This window comes from Arthrobacter sp. B0316-5-4 (genome assembly GCF_059090325.1).
Genome location: NZ_JBNHFN010000003.1, coordinates 485,417 through 505,705, shown reverse-complemented (window position 1 = coordinate 505,705; position 20,289 = coordinate 485,417). Strand labels below are relative to the sequence as shown.

General features: G+C 63.7%; 18 protein-coding genes. 8 read left to right on the top strand and 10 right to left on the bottom strand.

Going from position 1 to position 20,289, the window contains the following annotated elements; all coding sequences use genetic code 11:
• The first annotated feature begins 33 nt into the window (after positions 1-33).
• The 4 genes from AC5RU9_RS10935 (at position 34) to AC5RU9_RS10920 (ending at position 4,536) form a co-directional block, all read left to right on the top strand.
• Positions 34-1,602: a glycoside hydrolase family 32 protein gene (locus tag AC5RU9_RS10935; RefSeq protein ID WP_494016458.1), complete on the top strand. Its 1,569-nt coding sequence runs from the start codon at positions 34-36 to the stop codon at positions 1,600-1,602.
• A gap of 13 nt (positions 1,603-1,615) precedes the next feature.
• Positions 1,616-2,557 (top strand): carbohydrate kinase family protein, encoded by a 942-nt coding sequence (locus tag AC5RU9_RS10930; RefSeq protein WP_494016457.1) that lies wholly within the window; start codon positions 1,616-1,618, stop codon positions 2,555-2,557.
• 31 nt (positions 2,558-2,588) lie between these two features.
• On the top strand, positions 2,589-3,923 hold the full coding sequence (locus AC5RU9_RS10925) for a NosD domain-containing protein (protein ID WP_494016456.1): 1,335 nt from the start codon (positions 2,589-2,591) through the stop codon (positions 3,921-3,923).
• A gap of 82 nt (positions 3,924-4,005) precedes the next feature.
• Positions 4,006-4,536: a GNAT family N-acetyltransferase gene (locus AC5RU9_RS10920; protein ID WP_494016455.1), complete on the top strand. Its 531-nt coding sequence runs from the start codon at positions 4,006-4,008 to the stop codon at positions 4,534-4,536.
• Between the two features lie 4 nt (positions 4,537-4,540).
• Here the strand turns inward: AC5RU9_RS10920 and AC5RU9_RS10915 are convergent, their stop codons facing one another.
• Positions 4,541-6,676: an amylo-alpha-1,6-glucosidase gene (locus AC5RU9_RS10915; RefSeq protein ID WP_494016454.1), complete on the bottom strand. Its 2,136-nt coding sequence runs from the start codon at positions 6,674-6,676 to the stop codon at positions 4,541-4,543.
• 33 nt (positions 6,677-6,709) lie between these two features.
• Positions 6,710-7,792, bottom strand: coding sequence for a glycosyltransferase family 4 protein (locus AC5RU9_RS10910; RefSeq protein ID WP_494016453.1), 1,083 nt, complete (start codon positions 7,790-7,792; stop codon positions 6,710-6,712).
• 165 nt (positions 7,793-7,957) lie between these two features.
• On the opposite strand from AC5RU9_RS10910, the gene AC5RU9_RS10905 reads away from it, so the two are divergent.
• A complete protein-coding gene (locus AC5RU9_RS10905; RefSeq protein ID WP_494016452.1) occupies positions 7,958-8,659 on the top strand; it encodes a DsbA family oxidoreductase in 702 nt (233 codons plus the stop codon).
• An 80-nt stretch (positions 8,660-8,739) separates the two neighbouring features.
• Here the strand turns inward: AC5RU9_RS10905 and arfA are convergent, their stop codons facing one another.
• From arfA to AC5RU9_RS10880, 5 genes are all read right to left on the bottom strand, one after another.
• Positions 8,740-10,278, bottom strand: coding sequence for an arabinosylfuranosidase ArfA (gene arfA, locus AC5RU9_RS10900; RefSeq protein ID WP_494016451.1), 1,539 nt, complete (start codon positions 10,276-10,278; stop codon positions 8,740-8,742).
• 51 nt (positions 10,279-10,329) lie between these two features.
• Positions 10,330-11,232 carry a carbohydrate ABC transporter permease gene (locus AC5RU9_RS10895; protein ID WP_211713938.1) on the bottom strand — a complete coding sequence of 301 codons (903 nt, stop codon included), beginning with the start codon at positions 11,230-11,232 and terminating at the stop codon, positions 10,330-10,332.
• A 2-nt stretch (positions 11,233-11,234) separates the two neighbouring features.
• Positions 11,235-12,155, bottom strand: coding sequence for a carbohydrate ABC transporter permease (locus tag AC5RU9_RS10890; protein ID WP_494016450.1), 921 nt, complete (start codon positions 12,153-12,155; stop codon positions 11,235-11,237).
• Positions 12,156-12,191: 36 nt separating this feature from the next.
• Positions 12,192-13,526, bottom strand: a complete 1,335-nt coding sequence (locus AC5RU9_RS10885) for an extracellular solute-binding protein (RefSeq protein WP_494016449.1) — start codon at positions 13,524-13,526, stop codon at positions 12,192-12,194.
• 185 nt (positions 13,527-13,711) lie between these two features.
• The gene (locus AC5RU9_RS10880; RefSeq protein ID WP_494016448.1) at positions 13,712-14,713 is read right to left on the bottom strand and encodes a LacI family DNA-binding transcriptional regulator; all 1,002 of its coding nucleotides are present in this window, start codon (positions 14,711-14,713) and stop codon (positions 13,712-13,714) included.
• Positions 14,714-14,856: 143 nt separating this feature from the next.
• Between AC5RU9_RS10880 and AC5RU9_RS10875 the strand changes: the two genes are divergently transcribed.
• The gene (locus tag AC5RU9_RS10875) at positions 14,857-15,588 is read left to right on the top strand and encodes a TetR/AcrR family transcriptional regulator (protein ID WP_494016447.1); all 732 of its coding nucleotides are present in this window, start codon (positions 14,857-14,859) and stop codon (positions 15,586-15,588) included.
• On the opposite strand, the gene AC5RU9_RS10870 is transcribed toward AC5RU9_RS10875, so the two are convergent.
• Both AC5RU9_RS10870 and AC5RU9_RS10865 read right to left on the bottom strand, forming a co-directional pair.
• On the bottom strand, positions 15,566-16,213 hold the full coding sequence (locus tag AC5RU9_RS10870; protein WP_494016446.1) for a LytR C-terminal domain-containing protein: 648 nt from the start codon (positions 16,211-16,213) through the stop codon (positions 15,566-15,568). The two genes, AC5RU9_RS10875 and AC5RU9_RS10870, sit on opposite strands and share 23 nt — an antisense overlap.
• Positions 16,214-16,271: 58 nt before the next feature.
• On the bottom strand, positions 16,272-16,571 hold the full coding sequence (locus AC5RU9_RS10865; protein ID WP_018778077.1) for a type II toxin-antitoxin system VapB family antitoxin: 300 nt from the start codon (positions 16,569-16,571) through the stop codon (positions 16,272-16,274).
• 136 nt (positions 16,572-16,707) lie between these two features.
• Here AC5RU9_RS10865 and AC5RU9_RS10860 point away from each other — a divergent pair, with 136 nt between their 5' ends.
• Together AC5RU9_RS10860 and AC5RU9_RS10855 are read left to right on the top strand one after the other, a co-directional pair.
• Positions 16,708-17,628, top strand: a complete 921-nt coding sequence (locus AC5RU9_RS10860; RefSeq protein ID WP_494016445.1) for a Cof-type HAD-IIB family hydrolase — start codon at positions 16,708-16,710, stop codon at positions 17,626-17,628.
• A 32-nt stretch (positions 17,629-17,660) separates the two neighbouring features.
• On the top strand, positions 17,661-19,250 hold the full coding sequence (locus AC5RU9_RS10855) for a stealth family protein (protein ID WP_442789717.1): 1,590 nt from the start codon (positions 17,661-17,663) through the stop codon (positions 19,248-19,250).
• Here the strand turns inward: AC5RU9_RS10855 and AC5RU9_RS10850 are convergent.
• The gene (locus tag AC5RU9_RS10850; protein ID WP_494016444.1) at positions 19,228-20,193 is read right to left on the bottom strand and encodes a phosphodiesterase; all 966 of its coding nucleotides are present in this window, start codon (positions 20,191-20,193) and stop codon (positions 19,228-19,230) included. The genes AC5RU9_RS10855 and AC5RU9_RS10850 overlap by 23 nt on opposite strands.
• Positions 20,194-20,289 lie beyond the last annotated feature (96 nt).

The window sequence follows — 20,289 nt, the reverse complement described above, 5'->3', positions numbered from 1 at the left end:
AGCCACTTCAACGTCCCAAAAGGAACGCACCACATGTCCAGTAGCCTTGATGCCGCACGCCCGGAAACAGCCCCGGCCGTAACCCCCCGGTTTCGCCCTGCCATCCATTTCACGGCAAGCGACACGTGGCTGAATGACCCCAACGGCCTGGTGTTCCACGACGGTTTGTACCACCTCTTCTTCCAGAACAACCCGTACGGAAACGTCTGGGGCAACATGTCCTGGGGCCATGCCACGTCCCCCGACCTCCTCCACTGGGCTGAGCACCCCGTCGCTATTGCCGGCGACGAGGTTGAGGACATCTTCTCCGGAAGCGTCGTTGTGGACCACGGCAACACGTCAGGGTTCGGAACGGTCGACTCCCCAGCCTTGGTGGCTGTCTACACCAGCGCCTTCAAGGCCGCCTCACCGTACAGCGGCACACAGGCCCAGTCCCTCGCGTACAGCACCGATGGCGGAATGACGTGGCTCAAATACGATGAAAACCCTGTCCTCACCAGGAACTCAGCGCACTTCCGGGATCCCAAAGTGTTCCGCTACGAGGGCGCAGAAGGGTCCTTCTGGGTGATGGTCGCAGTTGAAGCCCAGCACCAGACAGTGGTCCTGTACCGTTCCCAGGACCTCAAATCCTGGGACTTCCTTAGCGACTTTGGCCCGGCCAACGCCGACGCCGGTGAATGGGAATGCCCCGACCTGTTCCCGTTGGAGGTAGACGGCGACCCGGACAACACCAAATGGGTGCTGATCGTCAACGTCAACCCGGGTGCCGTGGCCGGCGGTTCGGGCGGCCAGTACTTCGTAGGGAACTTCGACGGCGTCCGTTTCGTCCCGGACGCGGGCTCGCTCGCCGCTCCCGCCGGGCTGTCGTCCTTTCCCGACAAGGATGCGGCCAAGGCGGCGATGCAGCAGTGCCTCTGGCTGGACTGGGGCCGCGACTGCTACGCCTCCGTGTCCTTCAGCAACGTCCCTGACAACCGGCGCATCACCATCGGCTGGATGAACAACTGGGACTACGCCAACCAATTGCCCACGGCCCCCTGGCGGTCCTCCATGACCCTGGCACGGGAACTCCGGCTCAGTTCAGTCAACGGCTCCCTCCGCCTGATCCAGCACCCGGTCCTTCCCGACCAGCGGGTGGAGGTAAGCCCAGCGGTAAGTCCGGCACCGTTCAATGTGGGCGGCACTGCCCTTCGACTGGCCGACGCCGTTCCCGGCACCGCACAGGTCATCGAAGCCGAGATTGTTCCGGGAAGCGCCGAACGCGTTGAGTTCAGCCTGCTTGGCAGCACCGACGGGAGCCAGCGCACGGTGCTGGGCTACAACACGGGCAGCGGGCGGCTCACCCTGGACCGCAGGCAGTCGGGAGATACCCAGTTCCACGGGAAGTTCGCATCAGTGGAATCGGCCCCGGCCGCTCTGGAGGACGGCATCCTTAAACTGCTCATCGTCGTGGACCAATGCTCCGTGGAAGTCTTCGCGCAGGACGGCAAAGTGGTCCTGACAGATCTCGTTTTTCCCGAAGCCAACAGCCTCCAAAACTGGTTGTCAGCCGAGGGTGGCACAGCAACCGTCCGCAAGCTCGCCGTCTCATCAATTGCCTAAGGAAAAGCCCGGAATGCACGAAGCAAAACCTGCCCTCCCTGGAACAGACCCCGACGTTGTCGTTGTTGGCGAAGCCCTGGTGGATATTGTCGTCGCCCCCGGCGGTACTGTGGAGCACCCCGGTGGATCCCCGGCAAACGTCGCCTACGGACTTGGGCGGCTGGGCGTCCGCACCGCCTTGATGACGTCGATCGGAGACGACCACCACGGCGCCGCCATCCAGCGGCACCTGGCCAGTGCCGGCGTCGAACTCCTGGCTGCTCCCGGAAAACGGGACCGAACCGCCACGGCAACCGCCACCCTGGCATCCGACGGTTCAGCCCATTACGACTTCGATATCGCTTGGGACCTGCCCGCCACCGCACCGATGACCCTTCCCAAGGTTCTGCACACCGGATCGATCGCCACCTTCCTGTCACCCGGAGCAGCGGCCGTCCGGACCCTCCTGGAGCAGTCGCACCAGCGCTGCGTGGTGACCTACGACCCCAACATCCGTCCCGCGCTCCTGGGCAGCCAGGCCGAAGCGAAGGGAATTTTCGAGGACCTCATCCCCTTCACCGAGGTGGTCAAACTCAGCGACGAGGACGCCCGGTGGCTCTATCCGGGGTTGGCACTGGAAGACATTGCGCAACGCATCCTGCACCTGGGGGCCGGCCTGGCCGTTGTCACCAAGGGTTCGGATGGATCGCTGCTCTCAACCCCGGGAGCGCAGGTTCTGGTTCCGTCCGTGAAGTCTGTAGTGGTGGACACCATTGGCGCCGGCGACTCCTACATGGCCGCCCTGATCTACGGGCTCCTGGCAAGGGAAGCCGAATGGCTGGGGCCCGAAGCCCTGGAGTCGTTGGGGCGTTTGGCCACCAAAGCCGCGGCCATCACGGTTCGGCGCGCGGGCGCCAACCCGCCGACGTCGGACGAGCTGTTGGCCGAACTGCCCGAACACCAACCCGCCATCTGACCACCTCCACCACTCCAAGAGGATCCACACCATGTCCAGCAGCAACTACTACGACGTGACCAGCTGGCACGTCGGCAATCCCTCCGAAGACGTCGGCGAGGTCATCAACAGCATCATCGCCGACATCAAGGAACGCCAGACCGCCTCAAACGTGAACGACGGCGGCAAGCCGGGAGCCGTGATTTACCTCCCGCCCGGCGACTACCGTCTGCGGACACAGGTTTTGATAGACATCAGCTTCCTCAGGATCCAGGGCTCGGGACACGGCTTTACGTCCTCAAGCATCAGGTTCAACGTTCCAGAAGACGAATGGCCCGATCTGCACGAACTGTGGCCCGGGGGAAGCCGTGTCCTGGTTGACCTTCCCGCTGCTGACAGCGCGGACCCGGCGAGTGGAGCTGCGTTCCGTGTGGAGCGGGCCGGCAGCCCCCGGATCAGTTCGGTGGAGTTCGCCAACTTCTGCATCGACGGACTGCACTTCACCCCGGACGGCTCGGACCTGCCCGCGGAAAACACCTACGTCAACGGCAAGACCGGCATCCACGTGGCCAGCGCCAACGATTCCTTCCGCATCAACGAAATGGGCTTCATCTACCTTGAACACGCGCTGACCATCCACAACGCGGACGCCCTCTCCATCCACAACAACTTCATTGCCGAGTGTGGAAGCTGCATCGAACTTCGCGGCTGGGGTCAGGCCTCCAAGATCACGGACAACCTGATCGGGGCAGGCTTCAAAGGCCACTCGATCTTCGCCGAGAACCATGGCGGGCTGCTGGTCACGGCGAACAACGTCTTCCCCCGCGGGGCGAGCAGCGTCAACTTCAGCGGCGTCACCCGTTCGAGCGTCACCAACAACCGCCTGCATTCCTTCTACCCGGGCATGGTTGTCCTTGCAGACAACAGTTCGGAGAACCTCGTAGCCACCAACCACTTCCTGCGCGACCACGAGCCGTGGACACCGTTCCTGGGGATCGACAACGGGTTGGACGACCTGCACGGGATCCTCGCGGTCAGCGGCAGCAACAACTCCGTGATCGGCAACCATTTCTCGCAGATCATCGACTCGGCGAGCGTCCGTCCGGAAGGCGCGACGCCGGTCATCGTCCGGTTGCGCGAGGGGGCCGGAAACTTCGTGTCGAACAACCATGTAGTGGCCATGAACGTCCACTCATCAACGAGCGATGATTGCTTCGAAGCCCAGGTTGACGCCCTGCTGGCCACTGATGACGTAGAGGACCTGGCCGTGACCGCCGTCCTGGTGGATCCCGGCTCAGCGCGCAACACCATCCTCGACTCCGGCACTGACACGCAAGTAGTAGCGGACAGGGGCACCAACGCCGTCAGGGCCACCCCCACTCTCTGATCCGGGGCTTCCGCCCAGCTGATGCCCTTAAGATTCGTTCTTAGGGGCATCAGCTGCCCAAGAAACTCCGAGGGGGAAACGCATGACCGAGACCATCCGCACTGCAACAGCGCACGACGCCGGGAAACTGGCTGAACTGGCAGCCATCACCTTCCCGCTGGCCTGCCCGCCCGGTTCGTCGCCGGCGGACATCCAGGCCCACCTGAACAAGACGCTGAGCGAGTCCAGCTTCCAGGATTACTTCGCCGATGCGAACATCACCATCCTGGTGCTCGACGACGACGGTCAACTCAACGGTTACACCCTCCTGGTTGCCAAGCCGGCCAGCGATCCCGACGTCGCCTCGGTGCTCTCGTTCCTGCCATCCACGGAACTGAGCAAGTGCTACGTCCACCCGGATTACCATGGCCACGGAGCGGCATCGAGGCTGATGCACGCTTCCCTGGCCAACGCCGCGGACAAGGGCGCGGCCGGTGTCTGGCTTGGCGTGAACAGCGAGAACGCCAAGGCCATCCGCTTCTACGAGAAGAGCGGTTTCCAGAAGGTGGGCACCAAGTCCTTCAAACTGGGCAACACCGTAGAGCACGATTTCGTCATGGAACACGAACTCTAGGGAATTAGCCGAACAGCTCCCCGGTCAGGGGCGGCCGCGGATCGGACCTCAGTTCCAGCCCGGCAGGGAGGCCGGTGACACTACCCGAAGATCCGGATGCCTCCACGGTGATCCGCGAACGCCCCAGCAGCACGTTGTCGGCCTTGAAGGTCCCCAGCGAAGCCGGCAGGATCGGTGCCAGATGGAGCACACTACGGGTGAAGTCGGGATCGAACCGCAGCAGGATCCGGGCGAGTTGGACCGGAGCCGCAGCCGCCCACGCTTGTGGGGAACACGCCGTCGGATACGGAACCGGGTTGGTAAAGTCGCCGCGGTCGAAGCCGCAGAAAAGCTCGGGGAGCTGACCGCCGAAGTGTTCGGCGGCGTCGAACAGTCCACCCGCTACCTTGCTGGCCTCCTCCACGAAGCCGTACCGCATGAGCCCGGTGGCGGCGAGCGCGGTGTCGTGCGGCCAGACGGAGCCGTTGTGGTAGCTGACCGGGTTGTAGGCGCCCATGTCCGAGCCCAGGGTGCGGATGCCCCAGCCGGTGAACATCTCCGGCGACATGAGGCGTTCCGCAACCTGCGGCGCTTTGTCCTCGTCCACGATGCCCACCCACAGGCAGTGGCCCATGTTGGATGTGCACGAGTCCACGGGCTTCTTGTCCTTGTCCAGGGCGAGCGCGAAATACCCGCGGTCCGGGAGCCAGAACCGTTCGTTGAAGGCAGCTTTCAGGGCTTCGGCCCGGTCGGCGCAACGACGTTCGACGGCGGTGTCGCCCGCCGCGCGCGCCAACAGCGAACGGCCCACGTAGGCCGCATAAGCGTAGGCCTGCACCTCGCAGAGCGCGATTGGGGTCTCAGCCAAAGTGCCGTCGGCGAAGTTGATGCCGTCCCAGGAGTCCTTCCACCCTTGGTTCACCAGCCCGTGCTTGTTGGCCCGCTGGTACTCGATGAACCCGTCCCCGTCCTTATCCCCGTACTGTTCCATCCAGTCGATGGCCCGGTCCGCGTGGGGAAGGAGGGATTCGATGATGTCTTCACCCAGGCCCCAGCGGCTGAGTTCGCCAAGCGTCGACACGAAGAGGGGTGTTGCGTCCGCTGTCCCGTAATAGGCAGTGCCGCCCAGGGACAGGCCGGCGCTCACTCCCAACCGGACCTCGTGGGGCATCCTGCCCGGTTCTTCCTCGGAATCGATGTCCACTTTGCTGCCCTGCAGGCCGGCCAGGGTTTGGAGAGTCCCTGCAGCCAGGCTCGGGTCGATCATGAGGGACATGTACGAGGCCAGGAGGGAGTCGCGCCCGAACAACGCCATGAACCAGGGCGCCCCGGCTGCGATCGCGGCCCGGCCGGGATGGTTGTCGTCGAAAATCCGGAGGGAGCCGAGGTCGCGCTGGCTTTGGTCCAACACGTCGGTTACGTTCTGGTCCGTCAGCCGGATACGCGGTACGTGCTCTTCCCATTGGACGTAGCGTTGGGCGGCCACGCTGTGGCTCAGGGGCGTGCCTGCGATGAATGGGTTGTCCGGCGCCTGACCGTTGATCAGTGGCAGGGCGATTACGGTGGTGGACCAGTGGCTGCGGGCCGGAATGGTGACGTTGAACGTGAGCCCTTCCTCAGTGGCCGTAGCGCCTTGGGCTTGGAATGAGACTCCGCGCCGCTGCCCATCGGCGTGCAGGGACTCTATGTGGAGGTCGGGGCCCTGGGCCCACCTGACGGTCTCGCTGGCGTTGCTTGCCCGCCCGCCCTTGACGTCGAAGAGGTCGGCCAGGTCCGCGTCGATCAGCAGTTCCATGGCGCACGTGGTGGGTTGGGCGGAGTAGTTCCGGATGGTGAGGTCGTCCCGCAGGCCAGAACCGACCGTGCGCTGATGCTGCACCAGCAGGGGGCTCTCGAACCGGCCATCCTCCGTGCACGCGCGTCCCACGTACTCGGCTTGGAAGGCCGTGGGGTTACGGGCGACCAGGGGTTCGCGGGGCTCGCCGTTGATGCGCAACACCCACCGCGAAACGACCCGGGTGTCCTGGTAGTACGCACCCTGGGAACCGCCTCCGTGAACGTCACCCGAGTGCGAGGAGATACAGAAAGATGAACCTTCGACGACGGTCACGGCGCCGAGCTCGGACGCTCCTGCCTCGGTGTCTTCGTTCCAAGCGGTCACACGTCCTTCTTCCGCAAACGTCCTGGCTGTCGATCACAGGTTGATGGGAGCTTGCCTCTGATTCTCTTGCAAGTTCCCGCCGACGGGAAGCCCTGGCTCCCCGAATTGTTCGATCACCCTGGCGTAGAGTTCCAGATGGTCCGCGGCCATCCTTGCCGCGCTGAAGGACTCCTCGACTTTTTGGCGGCAGGCTGCACGGCTCAGGGACGCAGCCGATCCCATGAATCCGGCCAGCTCATCTGCCGGCGCCACGTAGCCGGTGACGCCGTGGCTCACGATTTCCGGCGCAGCACCCATGGGTGTGGCCAGTACGGGTGTCCCGGTGGCAAGCGATTCAATCATCACCAGGCCGAAGGGTTCTGCCCACTGGATGGGGTTCAGGAGCGCGGTCGCGTCGCCCATGAGTTCGTATTTTTCGGGGTCGGACAGTTCGCCCAGGAACTCTTCGTCAGGGCCCAGTGCGGGCTGCACCACATCACGGAAATACTCCTGCTCGTCGGCAGCCTGCATCTTCGCCGCAATGCGGAGCGGCACCCCGGCTTCCCGTGCGATGGTTAACGCTTCCATCAGTCCTTTGTCCGGGCACATCCGTCCGACAAAGCAGGCATAACCACCGGTGCCACTGCCGACGCTCACTGCGGAGAGGTCGATCCCGTGGTGGATCACGGCGGAAACCTGGAGGTCCTTGACGCGGCTGCATTGGTCGTGGGAAATCGCGATGATGCCGGTGTCCCGGGCCATGTCCCGGTAGAGTCCCGCGGACCGTGGGGTCAGTTGGCCGTGGATGGTGGTGACCACGGGGATATTCGGTGGCCGATGGGCGTAGAGCGGGCCGGCAAGGGTGTGGTCGTGGATGATATCCACGCCCCGCAGCCCCTTGTAAGCCTTGATGACATGGGCCAGTTCGCTCAGGCTGAGGCCCACGTCCTCAGGTTCGCTGGGACCAAATCCCGGAAGCTGGGGCACAGGGCACGTACTGTCCGACGCTGTTGCCAGCAGGACATCGTGGCCGGCATCCGTGAGTGCGCACGCCAAGGCATCAACGACTCGTTCGGTTCCGCCGTACTTTTCGGGCGGGACGGTAAACCAAGGTCCAACAATGAGTCCGATTCGCACGAGGTCTCTCCGTGTAAACGTAAACCCCCCGTGAATAAGGCTGGCTGCACAACCTCCTTCTAAACATATTCTTGGAAGGGCCGCCCGGCAACACTCTTGGCGTGAGTGAGGAAACTAACAGCACGCTCCCGGAATGCCATCCCTCGCCGATGCGTTGCAGCCATCATGAAGATTGAGATCTGGTCAGACGTCGCGTGTCCGTGGTGCTACATCGGCAAGCGCCGTTTCGAGACCGCCCTGGCGCAGTTCCCGCACCGTGAATCTGTGGACATCGAGTGGAAGAGCTATCAGCTGGATCCGTCCGTTCCTGAGCACTATGACGGCACCGAACTGGACTACTTGAGCAAGCGCAAGGGCATGGCGCCGGAGCAGGTCAAGCAGATGTTCGGCCACGTCACGGAGACTGCCAGGGGCGAAGGGCTGGACTACCACTTCGACAAGGTGGTGGTGGCCAACAGCTTCACGGCGCACCGGCTCATTCACCTCGCCGCTGCCCACGGCAGGCAGGACGCCGCCAAGGAGCAACTGCTGAGCGACCACTTTGAGCACGGCAAGGACATCGGCAACACCGAATACCTCACGGAGCTCGGCGCCCGCCTCGAACTGCCGGCCGAGGAAGTCGCCGAGCTGTTCACGTCCGACAAGTACATCGACGAGGTCAACGAGGACATCAACGAAGCCCGCGCCATCGGCGTTTCCGGCGTCCCGTTCTTCGTGATCGACCGCAAGTACGGCATTTCCGGCGCGCAGCCCGCCGAACTTTTCAGCCAGGCCCTGAACCAGGCGTGGCAGGAAGCCAACCCCCTTATCCCAGTGGGCGCCTCCGACGCCGAGGCCTGCGGCCCGGACGGCTGCAGCACCAACTAAGTCAAACGCGGGGTCACTTACGGACCATAAATCCCTTCCGGATGGGCCGTAAGTGACCCCGCGTTGCTTGTGAATGGCCGCTAGGCTTTCACCACATCAAGCTCGACGACGGCCCAGGACAAGGCGGGCAGCGTCAGGCGCAGCTCGGAACCAGTCGCCTTCACACCATCCAGTGCCTTCAAGCCCACGCGGCCCGGCTGGTCCTGTGAGTTGATCGTGAAGCGGTCGCCGCCGTCGGGAATCTCCAGCACCTCGGCGCGAAGGACCTGGCGGGCGTCGAAGCCGCGAAGGGCCACCTCGACGTCGGCCGCTTCTTCCAGGCCGCGGTTCGCGAAGAACAGTGCCACGCGTCCCGTTTCCTCGTTCCAGGTGCCGCTGACATCCACCAGGTCCGTGTCACCGAAGCGATCGTTCGAGTACTTGTCCGAGTCGATGGAGAGCCGCAGGATCTGGCCCTTGGCGAGCTCGGCCATCCGCGCGAACGGGTGGAAGATGGTCTGCTTCCAGGCCGGGCCATTCTCTTCGGAGAGGATCGGCGCGATCACGTTGACCAGCTGGGCCTGGTTGGCGATCTTCACGCGGTCGCCGTGGCGCAGCAGCGAGTTGAGCAGCGTCCCAACCACCACGGCGTCAGTCACGTTGTACTTGTCCTCGATCACGCGGGGGTGCTCGCGCCATCCGGCCTTGGCCACGTTGTGCGGCTGGTCCTCGGTGTCCAGGCCGCGCTGGTACCAAACGTTCCACTCGTCGAAGGACAGGTTGATGTGCTTCTTGTGCTTGCCCTTGGCGCGCACTGCATCCGCGGTGGCGATCACTGACTCGATGAAGTAATCGGTGTCGACGGCGGAGGCCAGGAAGCTGCCGACGTCGCCTTCGTGCTCCTGGTAGTAGGCGTGGAGGGACACGTAGTCCACCTCGTCGTAGGTGTGGGTGAGGACGGTCTGCTCCCAGGCTCCGAAGGTCGGCATGCTGGAGCTGGAGCTGCCGCATGCGACCAACTCGAGCGAGGGGTCCACGAAGCGCATGGCCTTGGCCGCTTCCTGCGCCAAGCGGCCGTATTCGTCGGCTGTCTTGTGGCCGATCTGCCACGGCCCGTCCAGCTCGTTGCCGAGGCACCAGAGCTTGATGTTGAACGGGTCCTTGTGGCCGTTCTTGGCACGCAAGTCAGACAAGTAGGTGCCGCCCGGGTGGTTGGCGTATTCCACGATTTCGCGGGCTGCGTCCACTCCCCTGGTGCCCAGGTTGATGGCTTCCATGATTTCGGTGCCGGCCTGCTTGGACCAGTCCACGAACTCGTGCAGGCCGAAGGCGTTGGTCTCCACGGTGTGCCAAGCTCCGTCCAGGCGGCGCGGCCTGTTTTCGCGGGGGCCAATGCCGTCTTCCCAGTTGTAGCCCGAGACGAAGTTGCCGCCCGGGTACCGGATGACAGTGGCTCCGAGTTCTTTGACGAGCTTCAGGACGTCCTGGCGGAAGCCGTTCCCGTCTGCTTCGGGGTGGCCTGGCTCGTAGATGCCGGTGTAGACACAGCGGCCCATGTGCTCCACGAAGGAGCCGAACAGTCGGCGGGGAACCTCGCCAATGGTGAAGTCGCGGTCGAGGGTGATGCGTGCGCGGGACATGTATCTCCTTGGTTGTGTTTCAGGTCTGGTGTTGGGTCGAAAAGGCGCCGATTATGTACCGGCGAGTCCCGTCGTCGCGACGCCCTTGATGATCTGGCGTTGGAAGAACAGGAAGACAAGGATCAGTGGCAGCGCCGCAAGCAACGCGGACGCCATGTTCTGCGCGTACTGGATGCCGTAGGCGCTCTTGATGGTCTGCAGGCCAACCGGGAGGGTCAGCAGTCCGCCGTCGTTGGTGGCGATGAACGGCCACAGGAAGTTGTTCCACGCGCCGATGAACACGAAGATCGCGACGGCGGCCAGGATGGGCCGGGACAGCGGCAGGATGATCTGGGTGAAGATGCGCAAACGGCTTGCGCCGTCCATCACGGCCGCTTCCTCCAGTTCGCGCGGGATCTGGTCGAAGAACTTCTTCAGCACGAACACCATGGCCGGGTGGATGACCTGCGGCAGGATGATGGCCCACGAGGTATCGATCAGGTTCAGCGCCAGCATTTGGTAGAACAGCGGGATGATCAGCACGGGCGGCGGGATGATGATGGACGCGATGATCACCGTCATCAGCACCTTCTTGCCCTTGAAGTCGATCCTGGAGAGTGCGTACGCCACCAGTGCCGAGATCACCAGGGTGATGGCCGTGATAGCCGCGGATGTATAGAGCGAGTTCCACGTCCAGAGCGGGATGTTGCCGTCCTGGAACACCTTGACGAACGCGTCAGGCGTGAAGCCCGACGGCGGCAGCCAGGTCACGTCCGGAGCCGCGGCATCCGTCTCGGTCTTGAAGGCGGTGGCCGTGGCCCAGGCGAAGGGGATCAGCCACAGCACCGCGAGGAAGCCTGCGACGACGATGGCTGCGATCCGGCCGACCGTCATCTTCTTGCGGGGCTGGCGGATCCTGGGTTTCTTGGCGGGGGTGGTTTGTGGTGCGGGACGGGTGATCGTTGCTGTGGCCATGGTTATGCACTCCTGCGGCGGGTGATGACGAACTGCATGACCGAAACAACCACGATCAGTCCGAAGAAGATGTAGGAGATGGCTGCGGAGTAACCCAGCCGGTAGCCGGTGAAGCCGGTTTCGAAGATGTACTGCACCACGGGCCGGGTTGATCCGGCGGGACCGCCTGCAGTCATCTGGTACACCTGGTCGAAGATCTTCAACGACGCCAGGATCTGGAGCAGCACGATCATCACCGTGGTGGGGGTCAGTTGCGGCAGGGTGATGGAGAAGAACTGGCGCCAGGCTCCGGCACCGTCCAGCGAAGCTGCCTCGTAGTGCTGGGCCGGAATGTTCTGCATCGCGGCCAGGTAGAGCAGGAAGTTGAAGCCCACGGTCCACCAGAGCGTGGCGATGACGATTGCCCACATGGCCACGTTGGGGTCATTGAGCCAAGCAACGCGCGGGAGCCCGATGCCCGTGAGGAACTCGTTGATCAAGCCGAGCTGCGGGTTGTACATCCAGGTGAAGAACAGGGAGACCACAGTTGATGCCAAGAGGTACGGGGCAAAGTAGGAGAGGCGCCACAGCCATTGCGCCGGCAGTCCGACGTTCAGCAACGCAGCCATCACCAGGGCCACAAGCACCAGTGGGACAGTGCTGATCACCGTGAAGTACAGGGTGTTGCCCAGGGAATGCCACATGTCCGCGTCGGCAAGGGCCTCGGCATAGTTGGCGAAGCCGATCAGGCTGTCATTGGCGCCGGTAAGGGACTTGCCCGTGAGGCTCATGTAGAAGCCGTAAAGGATGGGCCAGACAAGGAAAATGAGGAAGAACACCAGGAATGGCGTGGCGAAGGCCCAGCCGCTCAGGTTGTTGTTGGTGCGGCTCAGTGATTTGCGGAGATTCTCCGGCCTCGGCCGGGACAGCGTAGAGGTACTCATAAAGGACTCCTTTGTCGCTCGGTGTGCTGGGTCCGGCTAGACGGGGTTGGGACGGGAGAGGAGGGTGTTGGTGCGCTGCTCGAAGGCGTCCCAACCTACGGATGCCTTGTCCCTTCCAAGGAGTACGTTCTGCACGTTCTCCGCGAAGTAGGTCTGCCAGTCCGAGCCGGAGCCGCTGAACCAGGCTTCGGGATCGTAGGCGATGATGTCCGCCGCGTTGGCGTAATGGATCTGCGGGGTGAGTTCCCGGTAGGCCGTTGATTGCACCACGGGCTGATAGCCGGGAATGTGTCCGGCCTCCGCCCAAGACAGTGATCCTTTGAGGACGTCCGTGACGAACTTGTAGACATCCCGGCGTTTGTCCTCGTTCACGGAGAGTTGGCGAGGGAGAACGAAGGAGTGGGAGTCCGCGTACGACGCCGGAGTTCCGTACAGCGTCGGGATGGTGGCCGCATCGACCGGTATGCCGGCCTTCTTCATGGTGGGCAGTTCCCAGACGCCGCTGAACAGCATTCCCGAGCCGCCGCGTGCGAACTCGGCAATGCCTGTACTGATGTCCCCGGCCTGGGCAGCGATGGTGTCATCGAAGAGCGATGCCATGAACTCCAGGGATTCGATGGCCGCGTCCCGGTCCACCTTCATGGGCTGGCCCGGCGTCAGCACCATGTCCACGCCGTGCTGCTTGTAGAGGGTGTAGAACAGGCGCCACATCTGCGAACCACTGCCCAGGTATCCGAAGGACAAGCCGTGGGCCTTGGTGACCTTCTGCATTTCCAAGGCCACGGCTTTGAATTCCTCCGGCGAGCCCACCTCCTGGAGCTGGCCGTTGCTCCCCAGGACGCCTGCTTTGCCGGCGACATCCGTGTTGTAGAACATGATGAAAGGGTGGGAGTCCAGTGCGATGGAGAAGACCTTGCCGTCGTACTGGCTCTTCTCCCAGATCCTGGGGGCAAAATCAGAGGCCGTCACGCCGTTCTCGGCGAGGAGGTCCAGGTCCCAAGGATCAATAAGGCCGCCCGGTGCATAACCCGGGACCCTGCTGGCGTGCATGATGGCAACCTCGGGAGGCCGCCCTCCTGCCGAGGCCATGGCCAGTTTGGTGTAGTACGGAGGCCCCCAAGCCAGCACCGTGGGGTGGACTTTGAAACCGGGGTTGGCTTGGTTGGCACTGTTGATCATGGCCTGCATCTTGATGCCATCACCGCCGGACAAGAGGTGCCAGAAATCGATGTCCTGCACTGCCGCGGCCTGGGCCGCTCCGCCACAGCCCGTGAGGCCGGTGGCCAGGAGGCCTCCGCCAAGGAGGGCTGATCCTGTCAATAACTGTCTCCGGGACAACTGTTTCCCGGTCAAAGATTCAAACTGCTTCACCCGTCACTCCTTTGGATGGGTCCGCTGAAAGGTCATTGCTTCGCTGCGCAAAATCCGGCTCCGGCGCGTCCCCACTCTCGGGTAAAGGTTGGCCCGGGGGTGACGCAGGTCTCACATTACATCGATGTAATAGCGAGGGCAAGAGAAAATTGTTAGCGCACACAATTTAGGGGACTGCTCTCGTTTCAGCCCCTGCTGCTGTCCCGCTCCACAATGCGGTACTCGATTTCAACGAGCTGCTGCGCATGGGACCGGTCAGACATGCGTTCGGTCAGCAGGCGCAGGGCCTCGGTGGCAATGGCACGTTTGTCGAAGGACACGGTGGTCAGGGACGGCACCGCAAACCGCCCATCAATGACGTCGTCGAAGCCGGCGACCGCAATGTCCTCGGGAACGCGCACTCCCCTCTTCCACAGCGTGTTCAGCGCGCCGATGGCCATGGAATCCGTGAAACAGAACAGCGCCTCAGGCAATGGGTGCGCGTCCAGATACTCCCCCAGCGCTTCGGCGGCCGAAGCAGGCGTCCAACTATCGCACGAGATCAGCAACGACTCATCCCTGGCGATTCCCAGCGCCTGGAGTGCTGCCTCGTACCCACCAGCCCGCTGGAGCGCCGTGGCGGACTGCCTCCCACGGTTGACTCCCAACGCGGCGATACGCCTGCGCCCGGGCCTGGCCAAAGCGAGGGTCATGTCACGCGCCGCCGCAAAGCTGTCCACAAAGACGCGGTCGGCCAACTGCTGCGTGACTTCACCCAGGAGGACCACCGGAGGCAGCGCCACACCCACCTGCACTGCGCTCTCCTTGAGCACCACAGGATTGAGGATCAGCCCGTCAATGAGGTTGGCCCGCGCACGAGTCATCAATTCCTGCTCACGGTGGGGATCAGAGCCGGTTTCCTCGATCTGCACACTCCAGCCTTGCTCGTGGGCGACTTCCACGATGCTCTGGGAAATCTCCGCCGAGAACGGAGTGGCCAGATCGGGCAACGCCAGCCCGATGACACCCGAGCGGCCGTTGCGGAGGCCCCGCGCGGAGAGGTTGGGGACATAGTCGAGTTCCGCCATGGCCTGCTCAACCCTGAGCCGGGTGGGAGCACTGACTGGAACGATTCCATTCATCACGTTCGACACCGTCTTGGGTGAAACCCCTGCCCGGCGCGCTACGTCCTTGACCGTTGCCCGCAACAGTCCCCCTAGAAGATTAGTGTCCGGTTCCCCCGATATTACGCGAGTTTTTGTACACCTCATGGCCTTAAGAAGCCTCCAAAAAAGCATGAGGTGTAGAGAAACCCGAACTACTTAGTGACAGATCGCTGTAAAGTGTCTGTATGCCCAGGATCACGGCCGCCACGAACGCTGCCCAACGCGCCGAGACCCAACGTAGGATTCTGACGGCCTTCGGCGAACTGCTCTTCACCCACGGACTTCCGGGGCTCACCATGACGGACGTCGCCAGGCATGCCGGTGTGGGCCGGACCGCCGTCTACAACTATTACGCGGACATGGAGCAACTGCTCATCGCGTACGCCCTGGACGAGACCGAACGCTTCATTGTGGATTTGAGGGATTCACTGGCCGCACTGGAAAACCCGGTGGACCAGCTCGCCCTCTACGTCCGGGCGCAGGTGGAGGACCTCAGCCGCCGCCACCTGCCGCCGGGGCCTGCCATGGCCGCTGTCCTGTCGCCCGGCTCCTTTGCCAAGCTCGCAGACCACGTGGGCGACCTGAACGTCCTTCTCCAGGACATCCTCCGGGACGGTGTCCAGCAGGGCTACCTTCCGGACATCGACGTCGCACAGCTGGCGCGGCTCATCCACGGAACGCTTTCGGCCAGCGCCGCACGACGCAACCGAACGCCCGACGGCGACACCCCCGCGCCTGCCCCAGCCCCCGACGTCGAGCTTCCAGCCGCGCAAGAGGCGCACACGGAACAAACGGTGCGCTTCATCCAACTGGGAGCGGGAGCGCGCTTCGACGACACCGGAAACCCGGTCCGCCTCGAGCGCCCGGTCCTCGATGTCCTCGCCGGGCAGGAAGCTACTGCGCTGCCGGCAGGGTAGGCACCACCGGCCACTTGGAGTTGTCAGCGATCCGCAGGTCCTCACGCGGGCAAAGGAGCTTGCCGGGCGTCTGGTCCACCAGTTGCGGTTCCACCAGGCCTTCGTAGCCGGGAGTGAGGATCACGTCCACGGAATCGTCTTCGCGGTTGTCCTGGAAGTAGTCCGTCCCCGCCAGGTTCCGCTGGACGTTGAACGCCGCCGCCTGTCCCTTGACGCCGGAGACAACCACGCCCACCCCTGAATAGGCTGTGTTGCTGTTGTCCACCGATGCCACCTTGAACCCACGGGCAGCGAATTCGTCGGCGACCGTGCCAGCCAAGCCGCCGCGCGACGTCGCATTGAAGACGTTGAGGTTCACGGTTTCGTTGGGCACGTAGTCGAAGGTGGTGGTTGGGCACAGGCTGGCGGGGGCCTTGCTTGCGATAGCCGTGGGGACCTTGATGACGCCGTTCATGATCGCCCATGCGCCCACCGCACCAGCGGCAATGACGCCAACCAGCAGGACCAGGACAATTCCATGGAACAGCCGGCGGCCGAAGCTGCCCTTGGGAACCCTGACATCGTCGGCAAACGTTGCCCGCAGTTCCGGTCCGGTCACCACGTGGTGGCCGTGCAGTTGCGTCACATCCTTGGGACGCTTAGGTTTTTTTGGCCGCTGGGTGTCCTGGTCCGAAGCGGCGGGCCTAGCCATCGATCACCAATACGCGGGCGTGGATGGCCGTCCTCTGGTGAAGCGCGGTACGGACCGCCCTGTGCAGGCCGTCCTCGAGGTACATGACGCCCTGGTATTGGACGACGTGCGGGAACAGATCGCCAAAGAATGTGGAGTCCTCTGCCAACAATGCCTCCAGGTCCAGGGTCCGTTTGGTGGTTACAAGGTCATCCAGGCGCACCGGGCGCGGAGGCAGGGCAGCCCAGTCGCGTGGCGCGGAGTATCCATGGTCAGGGTACGGGCGTCCCTCGCCCACAGCTTTGAAGATCACCCTGCAAGCCTATGGAACTTGGCGCCCTAACGGAACTTGTGACCCGCAGCACAGGCAGGTTGTGGCCAAAAGGTGACTATCCTTCGTGGGGCGTCACAGCTGTGATGCAGGGCGCGGGGACTGACAGAATAGGGGCATGACACACCCGCTCCAAGGTACTGACCGGACCGCTGCCCTGGCCACGCCCGAGGTGGCGCTGTTGCTGGACGTCGACGGCCCCATCGCCAGCCCTGTGACGCGCGACGTCAAGCCGGACATCATCGCGGACCTGGTGGCGCTGGCCTCGGCGGGCATTCCCGTCATCTTCAACACAGGCCGCTCGGACGCGTTCATCAGTGAGCAGGTCATGAAGCCCATGATCGCCGCCGGGATGCCGGCACACACCGTGATCCATGCCATCTGCGAGAAGGGCGCCGTGTGGTTCAGCTATACGGCGGAAGGCCCCGGTCCCATCCATGTGGACCACGAACTCGCGGTACCCAAGGCCTACGGTGACGACATCCGCAGGCTCGTCGCGGAAGACTACTCCGCCCACATGTTCTTCGACGAGACCAAGCGGGCCATGGTTTCCGTGGAGCAGCACCTGGAGGTGTCCAGCGAGGACTACCTGGCCGAACAGAAACTGTTCGACGCCGACGCCCTGGACATCATGGGCCGCCACGGCCTGAGCGCCGCGATTTTGGACCACCACGCCCCCGAATCCGACGACGCCGCGGACTACCGCCTGGACCCCACCATCATCTCCACTGACATCGAATCGGTCCGGCTGGGCAAGGACCTCGGAGCGAGCCGCGCCGTCGAACTGCTGGCGGCCCAGGGCATCACTCCCCTGTCATGGCGCACCGTTGGCGATTCCCGCACGGACTATGCCATGGCAGACTGGCTTCACCACAACGACCACGATGTGAAACACGTGGATGTCCGGCCCGCAGACGGCGTACCGGTGAAGCCCTACACCATCCTGACGGCCGCTGACCTTGAACTGGCGGACGACGTGATCCACGACGACGCCGGCGGCGCTTTCCTCCGCAGCTGGCGCGAAGCACTTTCCATCTAGCTCCACCACCCAGACGATTCCGGAGAACAGCCATCACACAAGCACAGGTCGATCCGATCTACCACGGCAGCCCTTCCATTGAAGAAGACACGATCGCCGAGGCGGTCTCGCCTGCCGTCGTCGCGCACCTGAAGCACAGGTCCGACGTCGTCCGTCACCGCGGGCGGTACGCCCTGGTCAACAGCGACCTCACCCCGCAGCAGGCCATGGTGTCCGACCTCCTGGCCGTCCGGGCTGCCTTGGACGCCGCTGGTGTCGACTTCATCCTGGTCCGCGGAAACGACGAGCGGCCCGTCATCGCCGTCGATTGGGAGTCCCGCAAGGTGGTCCGGGAGGCGCTGGTTGCTGCGTTCCGGAACGAGCCGTTCTACTCCATGACCGTTGACGCCAAGAAAAAGACCTCAGTGCTGGTGGCCGACGGCGAGCTGACCACCAACCGGAAGTCCCGCATCTTCAGGCTGTACCGCCCCCGGGTCGAGACCGGCGGCGGCCTCTGGTACGGACCTGCACTGGGTGTGCAGCTTGAGCTGTGGAGGTTCGAAGGCGACCACCTGGAGCTGCCGGTGGAGAATTCCCTGACCCGCCGCACCATGCTCCGGCAGGACGCCGTGCGGGGCACGGTCCAGCGGCACGGCCTCTCCTGGCCCACCATCGAAAACATGTTTGCCGACCACGCAAGCGACATCGACTTCGACGTCGACATCGTCTTTTCCTGGGTTGATGGCAGCGACCCCGAGTACATTGCCCGGCGCCGCGCCCAGCAGGCCGGCGCCGTGCTCGGAGAGGGCGATGACCATGAAGCCCGCTTCCGCCAGATCAACGAACTGAAGTACGCGCTGCGCTCCGTGCACATGTTTGCGCCGTGGATCCGCAGGATCTTCATCGCCACCGATTCGCCCGCCCCGGCGTGGCTGGCAGAGCACCCGTCGGTGACCGTGGTGCGCAGCGAGGAGTTCTTCGCCGACCCCTCAGTCCTTCCCACGCACAATTCGCAGGCCGTGGAGTGCCAGCTCCACCACATCGAGGGCTTGTCCGAGCACTTCCTGTACTCCAACGACGACATGTTCTTTGGCCGTCCCGTGGGTCCGGACATGTTCTTCACCCCTGGCGGCATCACCAAGTTCATCGAAGCGGACACCCGCATTGGCCTGGGCGAGAACGACGCCGAACGCAGCGGCTTCGAGAACGCGGCCCGCGTTAACCGCAAACTGCTCTGGGAGCGCTTCGGCCGGATCACCACCCGGCACCTGGAGCACACTGCTGCCCCGCTGCGCCGCAGCGTCGTGGCCCGGATGGAGAAAGAGTTCCCCGCGGAATTCGCCAAGACGGCCGGCAGCCGCTTCCGCGCAGCTGACAACATCTCCGTGACCAACTCGTTCTACCACTACTACGCCCTGCTCACGGGCCGCGCAGTGACGCAAACCAATGCCAAGGTCAGGTACGTGGACACCACCATGTGGGCGGGCCTGCACTACCTGCCCAAGCTGTTGGCGAAGCGCCACATGGACTTCTTCTGCCTGAACGACGGCAGCTTCCCGGAGGTCGCGTCAGATGAACGTGCGGAACTGGTGACCGATTTCCTGGAGAAGTACTTCCCGGTCAAGGCACCCTGGGAGAAATAAGCGGCAGGGACGAGGTCAGCGTGCCAGGGGAAGTGTGCGCCCCCACCCGGGACTCGTGCGGGATGCGGATGCCGGCTTCGGCCAGCCTCCGCTGCACCTCTGCAGCATCCACGGGCTCGCCAACGGTTACGCCCCCGGACATCGGAACCACTGAGTGGACGATCGTGTGCTCGTAGACATGGATCATGTTGTACGACTGAGCACCATCGCGGCCACGCTGTCCGCCAGCACGCACTGCCAGGTCCTGGGTGTAACAGGTGGCCGAGGCGACTGACACCGGGATGCCGGCGAAGCCCGCCGTCGTGGAGTAATGCAGGTGGCCACCCAGGATGGTGCGAACGTCCGAATTGCGGACGACGGCGGCCAGCGCGGCTTGGCCGCGCAGCTCCACCAAGACAGCAAGGTCCTGGACGCAGGGAACCGGCGGGTGGTGCAACGCAAGGATGGTGCCGTCCGGGGCCGGGGTGGCCAGTTCGGCAGCCAGCCAATCGAGCTGGGATTCGGACAGCTCGCCGTAGTGGTGGCCGGGCACCGTGGTGTCCAAGGTGATGATCCGGAGCCCGTTCACGAAGTAGCTGCGGTCAACCGGGTCCTGGGGCCTGCTGGTCTCGGAAGCGTCCCGGAAGGCTGCACGGAAGTTCGCCCGGTTATCGTGGTTGCCCATGGCCCAGATGGCTTTGGCCCCGAGCGCGTCGCAGACGGGTTCGATCATTTCGCGGAGCCGCTCGTAAGCGTGGAGCTCGCCCTTGTCCGCGAGGTCTCCAGTGAAAATGATGGCCTCAGGCCTGATCCTGGAAGCGATGATCTGATCGCAGATTTCCTGGAGCCTGGCTGCACTGTCCACGGACCCGTGGAGCGTGTTTGGACCACCCACCAGGTGAAGATCACTCAGGTGCAACAGCACATGACCTGGTTTGGGGTATTCAGCCTCGATGAGCTCCATAGCTTGCCTTAGCGTTTGGTGGGAGGCGGCGCCTCCCGTGTCAATCCAGTAGGGCCAATCCAACCAGACAACAAGCCAACATCTGGCTAATTTCCG

What these genes read in the sequence shown, in the direction of transcription:
- AC5RU9_RS10920 (WP_494016455.1), top strand. Translation starts at nt 4,006, where the DNA reads ATGACCGAGACCATCCGCACTGCAACAGCGCACGACGCCGGGAAACTG.
- AC5RU9_RS10875 (WP_494016447.1), top strand. Translation starts at nt 14,857, where the DNA reads ATGCCCAGGATCACGGCCGCCACGAACGCTGCCCAACGCGCCGAGACC.
- AC5RU9_RS10890 (WP_494016450.1), bottom strand. Translation starts at nt 12,155, where the DNA reads ATGAGTACCTCTACGCTGTCCCGGCCGAGGCCGGAGAATCTCCGCAAA.
- AC5RU9_RS10935 (WP_494016458.1), top strand. Translation starts at nt 34, where the DNA reads ATGTCCAGTAGCCTTGATGCCGCACGCCCGGAAACAGCCCCGGCCGTA.
- AC5RU9_RS10860 (WP_494016445.1), top strand. Translation starts at nt 16,708, where the DNA reads ATGACACACCCGCTCCAAGGTACTGACCGGACCGCTGCCCTGGCCACG.
- arfA (WP_494016451.1), bottom strand. Translation starts at nt 10,278, where the DNA reads ATGTCCCGCGCACGCATCACCCTCGACCGCGACTTCACCATTGGCGAG.
- AC5RU9_RS10895 (WP_211713938.1), bottom strand. Translation starts at nt 11,232, where the DNA reads ATGGCCACAGCAACGATCACCCGTCCCGCACCACAAACCACCCCCGCC.
- AC5RU9_RS10905 (WP_494016452.1), top strand. Translation starts at nt 7,958, where the DNA reads ATGAAGATTGAGATCTGGTCAGACGTCGCGTGTCCGTGGTGCTACATC.
- AC5RU9_RS10930 (WP_494016457.1), top strand. Translation starts at nt 1,616, where the DNA reads ATGCACGAAGCAAAACCTGCCCTCCCTGGAACAGACCCCGACGTTGTC.
- AC5RU9_RS10925 (WP_494016456.1), top strand. Translation starts at nt 2,589, where the DNA reads ATGTCCAGCAGCAACTACTACGACGTGACCAGCTGGCACGTCGGCAAT.
- AC5RU9_RS10850 (WP_494016444.1), bottom strand. Translation starts at nt 20,193, where the DNA reads ATGGAGCTCATCGAGGCTGAATACCCCAAACCAGGTCATGTGCTGTTG.